Source organism: Streptomyces sp. NPDC079167 (assembly GCF_040686735.1).
In the GTDB taxonomy this organism is placed as follows: domain Bacteria; phylum Actinomycetota; class Actinomycetes; order Streptomycetales; family Streptomycetaceae; genus Streptomyces.
This window is the reverse complement of record NZ_JBFBLO010000011.1, coordinates 306,591-323,133: the sequence shown is the minus strand read 5'-3', so window position 1 is coordinate 323,133 and position 16,543 is coordinate 306,591. Positions and strand designations below refer to the sequence as shown.

Sequence of the window (16,543 nt, the reverse complement as noted above, 5' to 3'; positions counted from 1 at the left end):
GACGGTCCGCCGGTCAGTACAGGTGCACCGCCAGGTGACCCAGCGGCAGTCCCAGCTGCCACGCCGGAGTCCAGACCTGGGTCTCGACGTCCTCGTCCTCCTCGCCGTCCACCGGATCCCACGGGGGCGGGCCGATCGCGTCGAGGTCGGCCGCCAGCAGCTCGGTCTCCTCCAGCCACCGCCAGGCGGCCCGTGCCAGCGCGAGATCGGGATCCGCGACCCCCGCCGGGGCGGTCGGCCGCTCCAGCGCCTCCAGGCGCGCGCAGACCCACCGTCTCCAGGAGGCGCCGTACGCCGTGAGCAGCCGCAGCTCGTCCACCCGCGCCGCGGGGAGCTCGTCGGCGCCCGCTCCGTCGGAGAGGAAGATCGTCAGGGCGAGCGCGTCGCGTCCCGCACGGTACTCCAGGGTCGTCGGCTCCATCAGGTCGCCGGTCTCCAGGACCTCGTCAGCGATGTACTCGGAGTACATCCAGGCCATCGGGACCAGCAGCCCGCCCCCGCCGGTTCCCTCGTGGTGTTCGGGACGCATCCCGTCTCGCCTCTTTCGTCGACTCCGTACCGGGCTACACGCAGCATTGAACCGGGGGCGCGCGCCCCGCGTGGGCAGAAGGGCAGGATCCGTCGGGAGATTCGAGGTGCCATGACCGCCGACCGCGGCGACGGGCCGCATGTGCGCCAGCTGCTGGGCGTCTACGTGCTCGATGCCCTGGAAACGGACGAGAGCGGTGAGGTCGCCCGTCACCTGCAGCGGTGCGAGGCATGCGCGGCGGCCTATGTGGAGGTCGCGGAGGCGGTGTCCCTGCTCGCGCAGCTCAACGTGGAGGACCTGCTGGAGTAGCCGGGCAGATTGCGGCTGAGCATCCGCAGCGCGTAGTACGAGCGGGACTTGACGGTGCCCGCCGGTATGCCGAGGGCCTGCGCGGTCTCGCCCACGCTGAGCCCCCGGAAGTAGATCTGCACGAGCACGGCCCGGTGCTCGGGGCTGAGCGTGCTCACGGCTTCGCGCACATCGAGGGCGTGGACCGCGGAGTCCGCGGTGTCGTCCTGCGCGGGGGCGCTCTCCAGCACCGCGTCGCTGACCTCCGTCGGACGGGCCTGGCGGGACCTGCGGGCGTCGATGGCCAGCCGCCGTGCGACGGTGAAGAGCCACGGGCGCATCGAGTCGTAGGGAGCGTCGAACGCCTCCGGGTGCTGCCAGGCGCGTACCAGCGTCTCCTGCAGCAGATCCTCCGCCCGCTGCCGGTCGCCGAACGTCAGTCCCAGCAGGAAGTGGAACAGCGCGGGCCCGTGTTCCCGCTGCAGCTGGGCGAGGTCCCGCTCATCGGTTGTCGCAGTGGTCATCGTGAACGTCCTTTCCCGAAGAGGCCCCTGACGCCTCGCTCCCGCCTGGCGTATACGAACGCATGGGCGCGCGGAGGAACAGGAGGTGCACCGAGCTCTGCGCCGAGCGGTCGCACGGAGCGGCGAGTGGTGCGGTGAACGGTCATCCGAAGCCGATACGGCCGATTCAGGTACTTTGGACGCTTTGTTCTTGACTCACCGGTATGAATATATGTGTATTCGGATGGCCGAAATCATCCGAACCGGGAGTCGTGCAGATGACGAAGCGCATCCGACAGGGCGCGGCGATCGCCGTCGCCGGTCTCCTCGCCACCGCAACAGCCTGTACCGGCCAGCCCTCCTCACCCCCCGGGTTCGCCGGGCGGCACCTCTCCGCCGAGCGGGGGGCGAACGGCGCGGGCGCCGGGGGAGCGGAGGGGTCGCGCGCCTTCACACTGCTGGCCTCGGGCGACATCCTGCCGCACTCCTCGATCATCGACCGGGCCGCGGCCGACGCGGACGGCAGGGGCTACGACTTCCGCCCGATGCTCAAAGGCGCCGCTCCGGCGGTCTCGGGTGCGGATCTGGCCATCTGTCACATGGAGACGGTGTACGGCCAGAACGGCGGCCCCTACACCGGCTATCCGTCCTTCAAGTCACCGCCCGAGGTGGCGGCCGCACTTCGCGCCACCGGCTTCGACTCCTGCTCCACCGCCTCCAACCACACCCTGGACGACGGCGCGCAGGGGATCGGACGGACGCTCGACGCGCTGGACCGTGCGGGCGTCGCCCACGCCGGATCCGCACGCTCGGCCCGGGAGGCGTCCCGCCCCACCTTGCTCAGGGCGGGCAAGGGCAAGAACGCGGCGAAGGTCGCCCACCTCGCGTACACCTACGGCACCAACGACATCCCGCTGCCCGCCGGGCAGCCCTGGGCGGTCAACCTGATCGACAAGGACCGGATCGTCGCGGACGCCCGGGCGGCCCGCAAGGCGGGGGCCGACGTGGTCGTCGTCTCCCTGCACTGGGGCACCGAATGGCAGGACGCCCCCGACGACGTCCAGCTCGGACTCGGCCGCGAACTCACGGCGTCGGTCACCGGCGGACGGCCCGACATCGACCTGATCCTCGGCACCCACGCCCATGTCCCGCAGGCGTACGAGAAGGTCAACGGAACCTGGATCGTCTACGGCATGGGCGACCAGGTCGCCGGTGCCATGGTCAACCACGAGGGAGTCCAGGACCCGCGCGGCAACGAGAACTCGATGGGCCGCTTCACGTTCGAGCCGCCCTCGAAACCGGGGCAGCGATGGGCCGTGAAGAAGGCCGAGTTCATCCCGCAGTGGTTCGACCCCGAGGCGGGGCGCGTGACGGCCCTGGCCCCCGGAGCCGCAGGCTCGGCAGGGAGGACGGAGGAGCGGCTGGGAGAGATCCGCGACCGGATCCAGGCCGTCGTCCTGAGCCGTGGGGCAGCCGAGGACGGTCTCGTGGCCGGCAAGTGAGGTCCGCCCCACCCGGGCGTTCATGGCCTGGAAGTGACCGGCGGCCACCGGCGGGGCGTCACGGGACGACCGTGACCGGCGGCCACCCGCCAGGCGTCACGGGACGACAGTGACCGGCCAGCGGCCGGCCTTCACGAGGCGGACCGCCACCGAGCCGACGAAACGATGCCCGGCGGACTCCGACGCGCCCACGATCACGGCGTCCGCCTTCAGCTCGTCGGCGGCCGTCACGAGCCCGTTGAACGGATCCCCGTGGAACGTATGGAACTCCCAACGGACATTCCATATGGCCTTGAGCCGCTCGGCCGACGCCCTGATCTCGCTCACCAGACCCTCGGCGACCTCTCCGGTCGCGTCGGCGACCGGGGCTCCCAGGGCGGCGCCGGCCGACAGCACCGGCTGGACGTAGACGAGGGCGAGCATCGCGTTCTGCCGACGGGCGAGGCCCGCCGCGTACGCCGCGGCCCGCATCGAGGACTCGGAGCCGTCGATGCCCGCGACGATCACCTTGGGGCCGTCCGTGCCGCGTTCGAAGCGATGGTGTTGCTGGTCAGTCACGGGCCCGAGGGTAGCCGCTCGTGCCCGACGCCCCCCGGCCGGGCGGCCGAACCCCGAATCTTCCCTCCGGATTGTGCCGAGGTGCTCCATCCATCGGGTGCAAAAGCCCACATCCCAGGTGTCGGCGCGAGGCGTGGGCGTCACTCCGTGCGAGCAGTTGGTCATGAAGCATGATCAGATTCCAGCGGAACGGCGTACCTTCCTCCGCCTGGCTCTCACGCTCGGGGCAGCCATCGCCGTGCACACCGTCGCGGCGGATCCGGCCGGTACACCCGCGCGCCCCGGCGGAGAACCGCCGGCCCCTGCCGCAGGGCCTCCGGCGGGGGCCCGGACAGCCCCGGGCGCCTACCGGCTGCGGCCCATGACCTCGACCACGCCGCCCCGCTTCCGGCCGGCCTCGCCGCCCGTCCGCACCCGCCCCTTCGAGGAACTGCCCGAGCTGGGTGGCGACGCCATGGTGCTCAGCTTCGACGACGGCCCCGACCCCCGGTACACCCCGGACATCCTGGCGACGCTGCGAAGATACGAAGTCCGGGCCATGTTCTTCGTCTGCGGCGAGATGGCCGCCGACAACCGCGACCTGCTCCGGGAGATGGGCGACGACGGGCATGTCGTCGGCAACCACTCCTGGTCGCACCCCCTCATCCCGAAGCTCTCCCGGGGCGCGATCCGCGACGAACTGGGCAGCACCAGCGAAGTGATCGAGAAGACCCTGGGTGCCCCGCCGCTCTGGTACCGGGCCCCGTACGGCGCCTGGAACCGCAATTCCTTCGAGATCGGCGCCGCGATGGGCATGGAGCCGATGGCCTGGACCGTCGACACGCTGGACTGGACCACGCCGGGCACCGACGCCATCGTCCGCCGGGTCAAGAAGGGCGCGGCACCCGGTGTCGTGGTGCTGTCGCACGACGCGGGCGGAAACCGGTCGCAGAGCGTGGCCGCCCTCCGCAGATACCTGCCAGCGCTCATCGAGAGGGGGTACCGCCCCACCGTCCCGCACCGCGACTGACGGTGGTGGGCGCCGGGCGCCCCGCCCGGCTACCGCGTCTCGACCAGCCGGGCGAAGACCACCACGTTCCCGTCGTAGCCGTCGGCCTTCGAGTAGCCCCCGCCGCAGGTGATGACCCGGAGCTCGGCGTAGCCGGTGTCGCCGTACACCCGGGGGCCGGGGAAGTCGTTCTTGGAGAAGACCTCGACACCGTAGATCTCGAACACCGCGACCCGGTTGTCGTAGCGGGACACCTCGATCTGCTGGCCCTTGCCGAGGGATCCGAGCCCGTAGAACACCGCCGGGCCTGCGAGGTTGTCGACGTGGCCGACCATCACGGAGGTCCCGCGCTGACCCGGCGCGATGCCGTTCTGGTACCAGCCGGCGAGGTTCGGGTCCTGTGCGGGCGGCGCCTCGATCCAGCCGGCCGGGTCCAGGTTCACATCGACCACCGGTGCGTCGACCTCGATCGACGGGATCTGGATGCGCTCGGCGGGGGCGTACGCGAGCGGCTGCACGGACCCGCCGTCGGCAGGGGCGGACACCGTGGTGTCCCGGGGGCCGGCCACCGAGGCCGCGGCGGCGGGCTGCGGCGGCCCGGGGGACGTCTCCACGCCGTTGCGCATGAGAGCGAGCCCGGTGAGCATCACCAGGGCGATGGCGCCCCACGGTGTGCGTCTGCTCCGCCCGGCGCCCCACTGGTCCCGGCCCATGGTTCTCCCTTCGTCGCGACACCGTCACGCTAGGCGCGGGTGTGCGGGGCGGCGATCAGGGAAGGGCGAACGGGTGGCGGCCGACCGGGCGCCGTCATCGGTGTCTGCTCTTCGGAGTAATGAGCGGATAAAAATTCTGACGGTCCGTGACCTGCGGCTCCGTCAGGTCCTGGGTCCGGCCCCCGGCGTGTCGGCTCACCGGGGTGGAGCAGTGCCGAAGTGCGACACCCGAGGTCTCTGGTGAGGGTTCGTCATGGGACGCGTTCTCGCCAACTCCCGGAGACCAAGACTCCGGGGCGCTTCCCGCTGGAGGTTCAAAGATGCGTGCTCCACGCACTCTCGCGGTGACCGCGACCGCATTCGCGGCGGTCGGGCTCGCTGCCCCGCTGGCCGCCGCCGGTGGCGGCCCGGGCAGCAACCCGAGCAACTTCCCGACCAATGTCACCGTCGACCCGTCCAGGGTCCACCAGGGCGCCACGATGCAGGTCAGCGCGGAGGGCTGCGGCCGCTCCGGCGGCAAGGTGTGGTCGAACGCCTTCCCGACGGTGAACCTCTCGCCGGGCCGCGTCGGCTACGCCACGGCGCACATCCGGCACAACGCGACGCCTGGTCAGTACAGCCTGTCCGTGAGGTGCAACGACAGCAACAACAACTTCGGTGGCAACGGAGGCAACGGCGACAACGGAGGCAACGGCGGCCAGGGCGGGAACGGGGACGAGCGCGGCCAGGGCGGTAACGGCGGCCAGGGCGGCAATGGTGGCCAGGGCGGTAACGGCGACCAGGTCGCGACGGCCCGCTTCACCGTGCTGCACTCGCGGGGCGCGCAGGGTGGCCTCGGCGGCTCGATGGGCCCCAGCTCCGTCGAGATGCAGGTGGGTGGCGGCCTGGTCGCGGCGGCAGCCGTCGGCGGAGCCGTCTTCGTCGTCCGTCGGCGGATGAGCAATGCGGCGATCTGACGCGTCGAACCTCCCGCCCGGCCCGATACGCCCGTCGCCCCGAGTCCTGGACCAGGACCCGGGGCGACTGTCGTGTGCCTGTATGCGAGTTCTCAGTGCCGGCGGGCGGGGCGCCGCTTGCGCAGGACGAGGAAGGCGCCGGCGGAAGCGGCCGCCACCAGTGCGGACCCCGCGGCGATCTCCGCGGGGTCCATCGTGTCGACGCTGCCGCCGAGCCCGCCCAGCACGCCGCTCGGAGAGGCGGAGGCGGTGGAGCTGGTCGTGGGGGCCGTGGTGGGGCTGGTCGTGGGGGAACTGGTGGCACCGCTCGTGATCGTCAGATTGGCGGACCTCGTGGTGGTGCCGCAGCGGAAGGTCACCTCGTAGGCCGCGCCCCGCCTGGCGTCCCAGTCGACCGTGGCCGTGGCCGACCGCCCCCTCGGGATGGTGACCGTGTCGAACACGCCCGAGAACGCGGTCGCATCGCTGGTGCACCCCATGGCGCCGAGCGTCACCCGGCCTCCCGGCGCGACCGTCGACGGAGTGATGGTCGGCGTGAACGACGTGGACGTGCCGCCGTTGGGCACATCGGCCGATGCGGCCGGTGCCGTCAGAAAGCAGGCGGCGGCGCCCAGCAGGGCGACGGGTGCGACACGTATCGCGCGCATGGTGAATCCTCCGGGTCCCGAGGAGCAGCCGCGGAACGGATATCCGCGAGGCATGAGAAATGCACCTCGATGACCGAAACGGTAGAAGTGCCGCATACCACCCGCGATCGGTGTCAGGCGAATGGGGCAGCCTTGTCCCCCGACCGGCCCTCAGGCCGAGGGCAAGGCCGCCGGGTGCGCGCTCCTATCCCCCCGTGGCGTGCGGGAACAGATCGACGAACGGGGCTGTGGTCGCCGAGATGCCCCGGCCGAAGGGGGCGTCGAAGTCCCAGATGAGGAAGAGCAGGAAGGCGATCAGGACGCTGAAGAGGCCCGCCAGGAGCAGTTCACGGAAGGTTCTGCGGATCTGGAGCGTGAAGATCAGTCCGACCGTCACCACGGCCCCGGTGATCAGGCCGAACCAGACGACGCCCGGCATGGTCGCGCCCGCGTTCTGCCCCCGTGCCCCCCGCGCGTCGTCGACGGCGGCCACCTGGTCCACCAGCGGCTGGTACGCCTGCCCTTCGTGGTCCGTCCGCGGCTTGTACTCCGTCACGTCGGCCCGTACCCGGTCGAGAAGCCTGGTGCCCTCCTCGGTGAGACTCGCGTGGTCCGTCATCGACTTCCACTCGACGTCGACGACGTGAGCCACGTACGCGTCCACGTCGGCCCGGATGCGGTCGCGGACCTCGACCGGGTAGACCGCGGACCGGGCGCTCACCTCGTGCAGTGCCTGCGCCTCCAGGCGTACCGACTCCTGCGCCGCGCTGCGGCCCTCCCAGACGCCCGCGATGGCCAGGCCGAGCACGATCGCGTACACCACGCCGATCATCATCGTCATGTACTCGATGACGTCGGGAGTCTCGGACGGGTCGTCGTCCTCGGCGAGGCGCCGGTTGCTCAGGACGGCGATGGTCAGTACGACGGCGCATGCCGATGCCATCGCGATGGTCAGAACAAGCCATTCCGACATGGGTTCCTTCTTCGGTTCAGCGGGACGAGCGGGGCCGGAGTACGGCCACGGCGAAGACGGCGGGCGCAGTGATGAGAAGGGTGAGCGAGACCATGGACGGCCCGGTCCGGGGTGTCTTGCGGGGCGGCTTCTTGTAGGTGGGCAGCGCGACGGGCGCGGGAGGTGGCGGTGTGGGGCGCACCGTGGCGCGCGGCGGGGCGGGTTCCGGTTCGGGTTCCGGTTGAGGCGGCGCGGGTGCGGGCGCGGGGGGAGGCGGCGGCGTGGGAGGCGGGGGCGGGGGCGGCGGTGGAGGGGGTGGAGGTGGTGGTGGCGGAGGCGGCGGAGGTGGTGGTGGCGGAGGTGGTGGTGGCGGCGCTGGTTCGGGCTCCGGCTCCGGCTCGGCGATGACCGCTCCGCACCGTCCCTCGCCCGCCACGGCGACGGACGAGCTGCCCTCCCCCTGCCCGATGGAGGCGACGGCGCAGTCGTCACCGGCCGCCGGCAGCGGGACGGCGAGCAGCAGGAGCAGGGTCGCGGCCGTCAGCCGCCATATGCGTGATCCGTACACGCCGGGGAGCATGTTCCTCTGAGCCGCCGTGCACGCGGAGGACGGTGGCTATTCGCCTGATGGAGGGATATTCGGCGATTCGCGTTTGCGCCCGCCGGTAACTCGTCCGGAGTTCCGTCGAACACGGGAGCACCAGCCGCCCGTACCAGGGGCCACGGAAGACGCGGACTCGCGCACCCGGAAGGCGGAGGGCAACGGGAGTCGACATGAATACGTGGCGGAACCCCTCGCTCGCGGTGACGGCGGCGGCCCTCCTGGCGCTGACGAGGGCGTGCGCTCACGGCGGACGGCGGCAACGGATCGGGCGCCGGCCACGTCGGGCACGGCAGCGGGCGGGACGGTGAGGGGCGCCGGGCGACTCGCCGTGCCGGACAGCAAGCTGCTGACCGACAGCGAGGGCTTCACGCTCTACCGCTTCGACAGGGACACCGCCGAACCGCCCAGGGCGAATTGCGCGGGCGGCTGTCCGAAGAAGTGGCCGGCCGTCCCTCCCATGGAGAGGAATGGCGTCGATGGAGTCACCACGAAGGGATTCGTCACCTTCGACCGGCCGGACGGCGTCGAAAAGCAGTCGCTCGACTGCTGGCCCCTCTGCGCCTTCTCCGGCGACACGCGGCCGGGATACGCCAACGGCCAAGGTGCCGGGGGCACATGGTACGCGGTCTCGTCCGACGCGAGGCTGGTCGGAGCCCCCGGACAATGCCCGGAAGATCCTCCGTGGTGCCGGTCCGTCGCCGAATGCGCACACGCAGCGACGGGTTGCCGCACATGCCTCCGGTGTGTGACCAATAACGGATCTCTAATTCCCGTTTCCACTCGCTCTCCTGGCGGTCGATCAGTAGCCTCTGGTCAACACTGACCATGAACATGGCCGGATCGCCGTGGCGACTTGTTGGAGACATCGATGGAGCGTCCCGCCTGGGCACCGCAAGGCATAGACATCTCGGTGCCGAGCGTGTCTCGCATGTACGACTTCTATCTGGGCGGTTCGCACAATTTCGAGGTGGACAGGGAAGCGGCCAGGAAGGCCATGGAGTTCATGCCGGGGCTGCCCAAGGTCATGCAGGCCAATCGTGCCTTTATGCGGCGCGCCGTGCACTACGCCACTGATTCAGGCGTCAACCAGTTTCTGGACATAGGGTCCGGTATACCGACCTTCGGCAATGTGCATGAAGTCGCCCAGGCCGCCGACCCCGAGGCCCGTATCGCCTATGTCGACCACGACCCGGTCGCGGTCGCACACAGCCAGGCGGTGCTCAAGGGCACCGACCGGGCCGTCATCGCCGCCGCGGATCTGCGCAAGCCCCAGGAGATCCTGGCGGACCCGCAGATCAACGGCCTCCTCGACTTCGACAAGCCGGTGGCGCTGCTCCTGGTGGCGGTGCTCCACTTCCTCGAGGACTCCGACGATCCCCGTGCGGCGGTCGCGGAGCTGCGTGACGCGCTGGCCCCCGGCAGCCTGCTGGTCCTGACCCACGCGGCGTACGAGGGGATCCCGCTCACCGAGGAGGAGGCGGGCGGGGCGGTCGGTGTCTACCGCACCATCCGCAATCCGCTGATCATGCGTTCGCGCGCGGAGATCAGCCGGTTCTTCGAGGGGTACGAGATGGTCGAGCCCGGGCTCGTCCCCATGCCCGAGTGGCGTCCCGAGTCCCCGGAGACACTCGCGCACGAAGACCCGTTCGCCTACTCGGGCTTCGGCGGAGTCGGGCGCAAGGCGTGAGCATTCCCGCCCAGTCGTCGGGCACACCCGACGCGGAACCCGACGGTCCCGAGGGCCGGCTCCGGAGATTCGCCACCATCTGGAGCCGGGCGATCTTCCCGTCCACAGCCACATCCATGTCCCGCCCCGAGTTCGAGGAACACCTTCTGCCGCTCGCCCGGGAGCTGAGCGAGATCCTGCACACCCGGGTCTTCGACGCGGCACCCGCGCACGGCGTCGGAGCCTCCCTGGTCGCCGCCCACTGCACGGACCCGGACGCCCTGAGCTCAACCCTCGGCGTCGTCGACTCCTACCTGGTCCTGTACTGCGGGGGCAACGGGCCGGTGGAGCTGTCGACCGAGGAGAGCCGGGCCCGGTGCGCGCGGATCCAGCACGCGCTGGCCGGCGGTTTCACCCAGGCGCTCCGCGAGCGGACACTCGCCGAGCAGGAGGCGATCGCCCGCTCGGCGCTCACCGCGCGCTCGGACGCCGAACAGGCGCTGCACGCCACCGAGGCGCGCTTCCGCGCCGTGTTCAAGGACGCCGCTGTCGGGATCGGCATCGCCGACCTCGACGGGAACATCCTGGAGATCAACGACACCCTCACCAAGATGTTCGGCGGCCTGGAGCACCACGTCCGCAGCCACAAGGTGAACGAGTGGGTGCACCCCGAGGACTCGCCGTACGTCTGGAAGTACTACGACGAGCTGGTGCGTGGGGAGCGCGAGCACTACAGCGTCGAGAAGCCGTACTACCGCAACGACGGAACCGTCCTGTGGACCAACCTCACCGTGTCGCTGCTCCGGGACGCGGAAGGGCGGCCGGAGTACCAGCTGGCCCTTCTGGAGGACACCACCGAGCGCCGGCTGCTCAATCTGCGGCTGCGCTACGAGGCCACCCACGACGCACTCACCGGCCTGCCGAACCGGACGCTGTTCTTCGAGCGCCTGGAGAAGGCCCTCGCGCCCAGGGAAGGCATGCGCTTCGGGCTCTGCTATCTGGACCTGGACGGCTTCAAGGCGATCAACGACAGCCTGGGCCACGCGGCGGGGGACCGGCTCCTGGTCGAGGTCGCCGACCGGCTCCAGAGCTGTGCGACCGCCCCCGGCGAGATGGTCGCGCGGCTCGGCGGCGACGAGTTCGTGGCCCTCACGACCGGTCCGCGCACCCAGGACGAGGTCCACGAGCTGGCCGGACGCATCCTCTCCGCGCTCGCCACGCCCATCCGTCTCGACGGCCGGGAGCTGACCGTACGGGGATCCATCGGCATCGTCGAAGGGCCGTCGGGTGAACGCACCGCCGCCGAGGTGCTCCGCAGCGCCGACATCACCATGTACCGGGCCAAGGCTGCGGGCGGGAACCGCTTCGCACTCGCCGACGCCGACGCCGACGCCCGCGCCATCACCCGCCACGGGCTGACCACGGCGCTGCCCGCGGCGCTGGACCGGGGCGAGTTCTTCATCGAGTACCAGCCGCTGGTGCACCTCGGGGACGGCAGCGTGCACGGAGCCGAGGCGCTGGTGCGCTGGTGCCATCCGCAGCACGGGGTGCTCGGTCCGGACCGGTTCATCCCGCTCGCGGAGCACACCGGACTGATCGTGCCGCTCGGCCGCTGGGTCCTGGAGGAGTCCGTCCGGCAGGCGAACTTCTGGCAGGAGCGTCACACCGACGGCGGGCCCCTGCGGATCAACGTCAACCTCTCGCCGGCCCAGCTGCACCACCCGAGGCTGGTCGCCGAGACCGTCGACGTGCTGGAGCGCTCCGGTCTGGAGCCCGGCGCCCTCTGTCTGGAGGTCACCGAGTCCGCGCTGATCGGCGCGGACGACGATCTGCTCAAGCCGCTGCGCCAGTTGGCCGAGATGGGCGTCGACATCGCGCTGGACGACTTCGGCACCGGCTACTCGAACCTGGCGAACCTGCGCCGGCTGCCGGTGAGCATCCTGAAGCTGGATCGTTCCTTCACGCAGGGCATGCAGCACCATCCGGCCGACCCGGTCGATCTGAAGATCGTCGAGGGGATCGTCTCGCTCGCCCACAGCCTGGACCTCGCGGTCACCGTCGAGGGTGTCGAGACCGGCGCCCAGGCCGAGCAGCTGCGACAGCTCGGCTGCGACACCGCCCAGGGCTGGTACTACGCGCGCCCCGGCGCCCCGGACCGGATCCACGCGCTGCTGCTGGCGGACGCGGTCTGACGGTTCCGTCCTCAGCCGCCGCCCGGGCCAGGCCGGCCGGCGGCCGGGGACGCGGCGGGCGGCCCCGCCCCCAGGAGCATCCGCTGGAGCTCCCGTGCCGCACGCGGAGGTTCGACGTCGCTGCGGTGTGCCAGTGCGATCGTGCGCCGCAGTCCGGGCGAGGCCAGCGGAGTCGTGCGGAGGTCCTGGCCGGCCCGCACGGCGACCATGCGGGGCACGACGGCGATCCCGAGCCCCGCCCGTACGAAGCCGAGTACGGCGTCCATCTCGCCGCCCTCCACCGTGAACGAGGGCTCGAAGCCCTCCGCCCGGCACGCGGCGACGGTCAGCTCCCGGAGGTCGTAGCCGTGCCGGAACATCACCAGCGGCTCGTTCTCGAGATCGGCGATGTGCACGGCCCCCTTCCGCCCGGGTGCGGGCCGGGACGCCGGTGACACCACCACCAGGTCCTCGTGCAGCAGCTCCACCGTCGTGAGCGCGGGCGAGCCCGCCGGCAGGGGCAGCACGAGCAGCGCGAGGTCCAGGACGCCCCGGGCGAGCTGCCGCACGAGGTCGTGGGAGCCGCCCTCCTCGATCAGGAGCTGGATCCCCGGGTGTGCGCCGTGGAAGGCGCGCAGCACGTCGGGCAGCAGGCCCGTGCAGACACTCGGGGTGGCGCCGAGCCTGATCCGCCCCCGGCGCAGCTGTACGAGCTCCTGCACCTCGTGCCGCGCGGTGTCCGCGTCCGCCAGGATCCTGCGGGCGAGCGGCAGCAGCGCCTCGCCCGCGTCGGTCAGCGCGATGTTGCCGCGCGCGCGGCTGAAGAGCTCGGCGCCCAGCTCGTTCTCCAGGGCCTTGATCTGCTGCGAGAGGGAGGGCTGTGACACGTGCACCTCCTCGGCGGCCCGGGTGAAGTGCCGGGCCTCGGCCACGGCCACGAAGTAGGCGAGCTGCTGGAAGTGCATGCGGCCGACGATACGGACTTCATAGCCTGTGCCTATGGACATGAGTCATTTCATGTCTTGGACTGATGATGGCTCTCGGCTCTAGCGTCGTGTCCATGGCATTGGCAACGCGGACGGACCGACGGCCGTCCATGACGCGTACGCTCTGGGACTCGTCCGTCGGCAAGAAGGTGATCATGGCTGTGAGCGGCCTGATCATGCTCGGTTATCTGGTGGTCCACATGCTGGGCAACCTGAAGATATTCTTCGGATCCGGCGAGTTCAATCACTACGCGCACTGGCTCCGGACCCTCGGCGAGCCCTTCCTGCACTACGAGTGGGCGTTGTGGATCATCCGGGTGGTGCTCGTCGTGGCCGTCGTCCTGCACGCCGTCTCCGCCTACCAGCTGAGCCGCCGTGACCTCAGGGCGCGCCCGACGGCGTACGTCCACAAGAAGGCGCGTTCGAGCTACGCGACGCGCACCATGCGCTACGGCGGCGTCATCCTCGGGCTGTTCATCGTCTGGCACATCCTGGACCTCACGACCGGCACCGTGCACACCGGCGGATTCCAGGCCGGGCACCCCTACCAGAACGTGCTCGACACCTTCTCGACCTGGTACGGCAACGTCGTCTACATCGTCGCCGTGCTCGCGCTGGGCCTGCACGTCCAGCACGGGTTCTGGAGTGCGGCGCAGACCCTCGGCGTGGGCAGCGCGACCCGGGACCGCGTCTGCAAGACCCTCGCCAATCTCCTCGCAGTGGTGCTGACGGCCGGCTTCGTCTCCGTGCCCGTCGCCGTGATGACCGGAGTGGTGAGCTGACATGAGCGACTACACGAACTACCGCACAGGCGACCCCGTCGTCGATGCCAAGGCGCCCCGGGGACCCGTCGCCGAGCGCTGGAACACCCGCCGCTTCGAGGCGAAGCTCGTCAACCCGGCCAACCGCCGCAAGCACACCGTCATCGTCGTCGGCACCGGTCTGGCGGGCGGATCGGCCGGTGCCACGCTCGCCGAACAGGGCTACCACGTCGTCCAGTTCTGCTTCCAGGACTCGCCCCGGCGTGCCCACTCCGTCGCCGCCCAGGGCGGGATCAACGCGGCCAAGAACTACCGCAACGACGGCGACTCGGTGCACCGGCTGTTCTACGACACCGTCAAGGGCGGCGACTTCCGCGCCCGCGAGTCCAACGTCCACCGCCTGGCCGAGATCTCGGTCGAGATCATCGACCAGTGCGTCGCCCAGGGCGTCCCCTTCGCCCGCGAGTACGGCGGCCTCCTCGACAACCGCTCCTTCGGCGGGGTCCAGGTCTCCCGTACCTTCTACGCCCGCGGGCAGACGGGGCAGCAGCTTCTCCTCGGCGCGTACCAGGCGCTCTCCCGGCAGATCGCCGCAGGCAACGTCGAACTGCACTCCCGCACCGAGATGCTCGACCTGATCGTCGTCGACGGCAAGGCCCGCGGCATCGTGGCGCGCGACCTCGTCACAGGGCGGATCGACACGTACTTCGCCGACGCGGTGGTCCTGGCGAGCGGTGGCTACGGCAACGTCTTCTACCTGTCCACCAACGCCATGAACAGCAACGCCACCGCGATCTGGCGCGCCCACCGGCGCGGCGCCTATTTCGCGAACCCCTGCTTCACCCAGATCCACCCCACCTGCATCCCGCGCACCGGCGACCACCAGTCGAAGCTGACGCTGATGAGCGAGTCGCTGCGCAACGACGGACGCATCTGGGTCCCGAAGGCGAAGGGCGACGACCGTCCCGCGAACCGGATCCCCGAGGACGAGCGGGACTACTACCTGGAGCGGATCTACCCCGCCTTCGGCAACCTCGTGCCCCGTGACATCGCCTCCCGTGCCGCGAAGAACGTCTGCGACGAGGGCCGCGGAGTCGGCCCCGGCGGCCAGGGCGTCTACCTCGACTTCGCCGAGGCCATCGCCCGCATGGGCCGGAAGAAGGTGGAGGAGAAGTACGGCAACCTCTTCGACATGTACGCACGGATCACCGCGGAGAATCCGTACGAGACGCCGATGCGCATCTACCCCGCCGTCCACTACACGATGGGCGGCCTCTGGGTCGACTACGACCTCCAGACCACGGTCCCCGGTCTCTTCGCCATCGGTGAGGCCAACTTTTCCGACCACGGTGCCAACCGCCTCGGCGCATCCGCGCTGATGCAGGGCCTCGCCGACGGCTACTTCGTGCTGCCGTCGACCATCAACGACTACCTGGCCCGAAACCCGCACACCGAGGAGATCGACGCCGGCCACCCGGCCGTCACCGAGGCCGTCGCCGAGACCGAGGACCGGCTCAACCTCCTCCTCGCCGTCGACGGGGACCGCACCCCGGACTCCTTCCACCGCGAGATCGGCGAACTCATGTGGGAGTTCTGCGGGATGGCCCGCACCGAGGAAGGGCTGCGCAAGGCCCTCGACCGGATCCCGCAGATCCGCGAGGAGTTCTGGCGCCGCATCAAGGTGCCCGGCACCGGCGAACAGTTCAACCAGTCGCTGGAGAAGGCCAACCGCGTCGTCGACTACCTGGAGCTCGCCGAGCTCATGTGCCTCGACGCCCTGCACCGCGCCGAATCCTGCGGCGGTCACTTCCGCGAGGAGTCACAGACCCCGGACGGCGAAGCCGCCCGCCGGGACGAGGAGTTCTCCTACGCCGCGGCCTGGGAGTTCGGCGCCAACGGCGACGCACCAGTCCTGCACAAGGAAGACCTCGTCTTCGAGTACGTCCACCCCACCCAGCGGAGCTACGCATGAAGCTCACCCTGCGCGTCTGGCGCCAGCAGAACGCCGAGGCGCCCGGTGCCATGGCCACCTACGAAGTCGACGGCATCTCGCAGGACATGTCGTTCCTGGAGATGCTCGACACCCTCAACGAGGAGCTCATCCTCGGCGGGGACGAGCCCGTCGCCTTCGACCACGACTGCCGCGAAGGCATCTGCGGCGCGTGCAGCCTCGTCATCAACGGCGACGCCCACGGCCCGGAGCGGACCACCACCTGTCAGCTCCACATGCGGTCCTTCGACGACGGCGACACGATCGACATCGAACCGTGGCGGGCCTCGGCCTTCCCCGTCGTCAAGGACCTCGTCGTCGACCGCTCGTCCTTCGACCGGATCATCCAGGCCGGCGGATACATCTCCGCGCCCACCGGCACGGCGCCCGACGCGCACGCCACCCCCGTGCCCAAGCCGGACGCCGACTCGGCCTTCGAGCACGCCGAGTGCATCGGCTGCGGCGCCTGCGTCGCGGCCTGCCCGAACGGCTCGGCGATGCTCTTCAACTCCGCCAAGGTCAACCACCTCAACGTGCTCCCGCAGGGCGCGCCCGAGCGGGAGACCCGGGTGCTCGACATGGTCGCCGCCATGGACGACGAGGGCTTCGGCGGATGCACCCTCACCGGCGAGTGCGCGACGGCCTGCCCCAAGGGCATCCCGCTGCCGTCGATCACCGCGATGAACAAGGAGTGGCTGCGCGCCAACCGCAAGGTGCGCCGCTGATCCTGTCCCCCCGGCCGCGGGGAGG

At 70.6% G+C, this 16,543-nt stretch carries 18 protein-coding genes; 10 read left to right on the top strand and 8 right to left on the bottom strand.

The genetic code is table 11. The features are described 5' to 3' along the window. Nucleotides 1-13: 13 nt before the first annotated feature. Nucleotides 14-529, bottom strand: a complete 516-nt coding sequence (locus AB0P41_RS24590) for a hypothetical protein (RefSeq protein WP_356711243.1) — start codon at nt 527-529, stop codon at nt 14-16. A 111-nt stretch (nt 530-640) separates the two neighbouring features. Between AB0P41_RS24590 and AB0P41_RS24585 the strand changes: the two genes are divergently transcribed. Further along, complete coding sequence (locus AB0P41_RS24585; RefSeq protein WP_365934189.1) at nt 641-838, top strand: zf-HC2 domain-containing protein; 198 nt, start codon at nt 641-643, stop codon at nt 836-838. On the opposite strand, the gene AB0P41_RS24580 is transcribed toward AB0P41_RS24585, so the two are convergent. After that, nucleotides 772-1,341, bottom strand: coding sequence for a sigma-70 family RNA polymerase sigma factor (locus tag AB0P41_RS24580; RefSeq protein WP_365934188.1), 570 nt, complete (start codon nt 1,339-1,341; stop codon nt 772-774). The two genes, AB0P41_RS24585 and AB0P41_RS24580, sit on opposite strands and share 67 nt — an antisense overlap. A 257-nt stretch (nt 1,342-1,598) precedes the next feature. On the opposite strand from AB0P41_RS24580, the gene AB0P41_RS24575 reads away from it, so the two are divergent. Then, the gene (locus tag AB0P41_RS24575; protein ID WP_356711237.1) at nt 1,599-2,822 is read left to right on the top strand and encodes a CapA family protein; all 1,224 of its coding nucleotides are present in this window, start codon (nt 1,599-1,601) and stop codon (nt 2,820-2,822) included. A 96-nt stretch (nt 2,823-2,918) separates the two neighbouring features. Here AB0P41_RS24575 and AB0P41_RS24570 read toward each other — a convergent pair whose 3' ends face one another. Continuing rightward, nucleotides 2,919-3,380 carry a universal stress protein gene (locus tag AB0P41_RS24570; RefSeq protein WP_356711235.1) on the bottom strand — a complete coding sequence of 154 codons (462 nt, stop codon included), beginning with the start codon at nt 3,378-3,380 and terminating at the stop codon, nt 2,919-2,921. 163 nt (nt 3,381-3,543) lie between these two features. On the opposite strand from AB0P41_RS24570, the gene AB0P41_RS24565 reads away from it, so the two are divergent. Then, the gene (locus tag AB0P41_RS24565) at nt 3,544-4,389 is read left to right on the top strand and encodes a polysaccharide deacetylase family protein (protein WP_356711233.1); all 846 of its coding nucleotides are present in this window, start codon (nt 3,544-3,546) and stop codon (nt 4,387-4,389) included. Nucleotides 4,390-4,418: 29 nt separating this feature from the next. Here AB0P41_RS24565 and AB0P41_RS24560 read toward each other — a convergent pair whose 3' ends face one another. After that, complete coding sequence (locus AB0P41_RS24560; RefSeq protein WP_365934185.1) at nt 4,419-5,081, bottom strand: class F sortase; 663 nt, start codon at nt 5,079-5,081, stop codon at nt 4,419-4,421. A 320-nt stretch (nt 5,082-5,401) separates the two neighbouring features. On the opposite strand from AB0P41_RS24560, the gene AB0P41_RS24555 reads away from it, so the two are divergent. Then, the gene (locus AB0P41_RS24555) at nt 5,402-6,037 is read left to right on the top strand and encodes a hypothetical protein (protein ID WP_356711229.1); all 636 of its coding nucleotides are present in this window, start codon (nt 5,402-5,404) and stop codon (nt 6,035-6,037) included. A 92-nt stretch (nt 6,038-6,129) separates the two neighbouring features. On the opposite strand, the gene AB0P41_RS24550 is transcribed toward AB0P41_RS24555, so the two are convergent. The 3 genes from AB0P41_RS24550 to AB0P41_RS24540 all read right to left on the bottom strand — a co-directional run bounded on the left by AB0P41_RS24550 (nt 6,130) and on the right by AB0P41_RS24540 (nt 8,183). After that, nucleotides 6,130-6,684: a hypothetical protein gene (locus tag AB0P41_RS24550; RefSeq protein ID WP_356711227.1), complete on the bottom strand. Its 555-nt coding sequence runs from the start codon at nt 6,682-6,684 to the stop codon at nt 6,130-6,132. A 184-nt stretch (nt 6,685-6,868) separates the two neighbouring features. Then, on the bottom strand, nt 6,869-7,636 hold the full coding sequence (locus tag AB0P41_RS24545) for a hypothetical protein (protein WP_356711226.1): 768 nt from the start codon (nt 7,634-7,636) through the stop codon (nt 6,869-6,871). 16 nt (nt 7,637-7,652) lie between these two features. Further along, the gene (locus AB0P41_RS24540; protein ID WP_365934183.1) at nt 7,653-8,183 is read right to left on the bottom strand and encodes a hypothetical protein; all 531 of its coding nucleotides are present in this window, start codon (nt 8,181-8,183) and stop codon (nt 7,653-7,655) included. Between the two features lie 28 nt (nt 8,184-8,211). Here AB0P41_RS24540 and AB0P41_RS24535 point away from each other — a divergent pair, with 28 nt between their 5' ends. The 3 genes from AB0P41_RS24535 to AB0P41_RS24525 are packed head-to-tail and all read left to right on the top strand — an operon-like array spanning nt 8,212 to nt 12,077. Beyond that, a complete protein-coding gene (locus AB0P41_RS24535; RefSeq protein ID WP_365934181.1) occupies nt 8,212-9,042 on the top strand; it encodes a hypothetical protein in 831 nt (276 codons plus the stop codon). A 45-nt stretch (nt 9,043-9,087) separates the two neighbouring features. Next, the gene (locus AB0P41_RS24530; RefSeq protein ID WP_356711219.1) at nt 9,088-9,906 is read left to right on the top strand and encodes an SAM-dependent methyltransferase; all 819 of its coding nucleotides are present in this window, start codon (nt 9,088-9,090) and stop codon (nt 9,904-9,906) included. Continuing rightward, nucleotides 9,903-12,077 carry an EAL domain-containing protein gene (locus tag AB0P41_RS24525; RefSeq protein WP_365934178.1) on the top strand — a complete coding sequence of 725 codons (2,175 nt, stop codon included), beginning with the start codon at nt 9,903-9,905 and terminating at the stop codon, nt 12,075-12,077. The genes AB0P41_RS24530 and AB0P41_RS24525 overlap by 4 nt, the downstream gene beginning before the upstream one ends. Nucleotides 12,078-12,088: 11 nt before the next feature. On the opposite strand, the gene AB0P41_RS24520 is transcribed toward AB0P41_RS24525, so the two are convergent. After that, nucleotides 12,089-13,021, bottom strand: coding sequence for a LysR substrate-binding domain-containing protein (locus AB0P41_RS24520; RefSeq protein WP_365934177.1), 933 nt, complete (start codon nt 13,019-13,021; stop codon nt 12,089-12,091). Between the two features lie 95 nt (nt 13,022-13,116). On the opposite strand from AB0P41_RS24520, the gene AB0P41_RS24515 reads away from it, so the two are divergent. Genes AB0P41_RS24515 through AB0P41_RS24505 form a run of 3 tightly spaced genes read left to right on the top strand, consistent with a single transcriptional unit; the run spans nt 13,117 to nt 16,518 of the window. Continuing rightward, the gene (locus AB0P41_RS24515; RefSeq protein WP_356711211.1) at nt 13,117-13,824 is read left to right on the top strand and encodes a succinate dehydrogenase; all 708 of its coding nucleotides are present in this window, start codon (nt 13,117-13,119) and stop codon (nt 13,822-13,824) included. Nucleotide 13,825: 1 nt separating this feature from the next. After that, nucleotides 13,826-15,775: a fumarate reductase/succinate dehydrogenase flavoprotein subunit gene (locus AB0P41_RS24510; protein ID WP_356711209.1), complete on the top strand. Its 1,950-nt coding sequence runs from the start codon at nt 13,826-13,828 to the stop codon at nt 15,773-15,775. After that, complete coding sequence (locus AB0P41_RS24505; protein ID WP_365934175.1) at nt 15,772-16,518, top strand: succinate dehydrogenase/fumarate reductase iron-sulfur subunit; 747 nt, start codon at nt 15,772-15,774, stop codon at nt 16,516-16,518. The genes AB0P41_RS24510 and AB0P41_RS24505 overlap by 4 nt, the downstream gene beginning before the upstream one ends. The last annotated feature ends 25 nt before the right edge of the window (nt 16,519-16,543 follow it).

What these genes read in the sequence shown, in the direction of transcription:
- AB0P41_RS24590 (WP_356711243.1), bottom strand. Translation starts at nt 529, where the DNA reads ATGCGTCCCGAACACCACGAGGGAACCGGCGGGGGCGGGCTGCTGGTC.
- AB0P41_RS24585 (WP_365934189.1), top strand. Translation starts at nt 641, where the DNA reads ATGACCGCCGACCGCGGCGACGGGCCGCATGTGCGCCAGCTGCTGGGC.
- AB0P41_RS24580 (WP_365934188.1), bottom strand. Translation starts at nt 1,341, where the DNA reads ATGACCACTGCGACAACCGATGAGCGGGACCTCGCCCAGCTGCAGCGG.
- AB0P41_RS24575 (WP_356711237.1), top strand. Translation starts at nt 1,599, where the DNA reads ATGACGAAGCGCATCCGACAGGGCGCGGCGATCGCCGTCGCCGGTCTC.
- AB0P41_RS24565 (WP_356711233.1), top strand. Translation starts at nt 3,544, where the DNA reads ATGAAGCATGATCAGATTCCAGCGGAACGGCGTACCTTCCTCCGCCTG.
- AB0P41_RS24560 (WP_365934185.1), bottom strand. Translation starts at nt 5,081, where the DNA reads ATGGGCCGGGACCAGTGGGGCGCCGGGCGGAGCAGACGCACACCGTGG.
- AB0P41_RS24555 (WP_356711229.1), top strand. Translation starts at nt 5,402, where the DNA reads ATGCGTGCTCCACGCACTCTCGCGGTGACCGCGACCGCATTCGCGGCG.
- AB0P41_RS24550 (WP_356711227.1), bottom strand. Translation starts at nt 6,684, where the DNA reads ATGCGCGCGATACGTGTCGCACCCGTCGCCCTGCTGGGCGCCGCCGCC.
- AB0P41_RS24545 (WP_356711226.1), bottom strand. Translation starts at nt 7,636, where the DNA reads ATGTCGGAATGGCTTGTTCTGACCATCGCGATGGCATCGGCATGCGCC.
- AB0P41_RS24530 (WP_356711219.1), top strand. Translation starts at nt 9,088, where the DNA reads ATGGAGCGTCCCGCCTGGGCACCGCAAGGCATAGACATCTCGGTGCCG.
- AB0P41_RS24520 (WP_365934177.1), bottom strand. Translation starts at nt 13,021, where the DNA reads ATGCACTTCCAGCAGCTCGCCTACTTCGTGGCCGTGGCCGAGGCCCGG.
- AB0P41_RS24515 (WP_356711211.1), top strand. Translation starts at nt 13,117, where the DNA reads ATGGCATTGGCAACGCGGACGGACCGACGGCCGTCCATGACGCGTACG.
- AB0P41_RS24510 (WP_356711209.1), top strand. Translation starts at nt 13,826, where the DNA reads ATGAGCGACTACACGAACTACCGCACAGGCGACCCCGTCGTCGATGCC.
- AB0P41_RS24505 (WP_365934175.1), top strand. Translation starts at nt 15,772, where the DNA reads ATGAAGCTCACCCTGCGCGTCTGGCGCCAGCAGAACGCCGAGGCGCCC.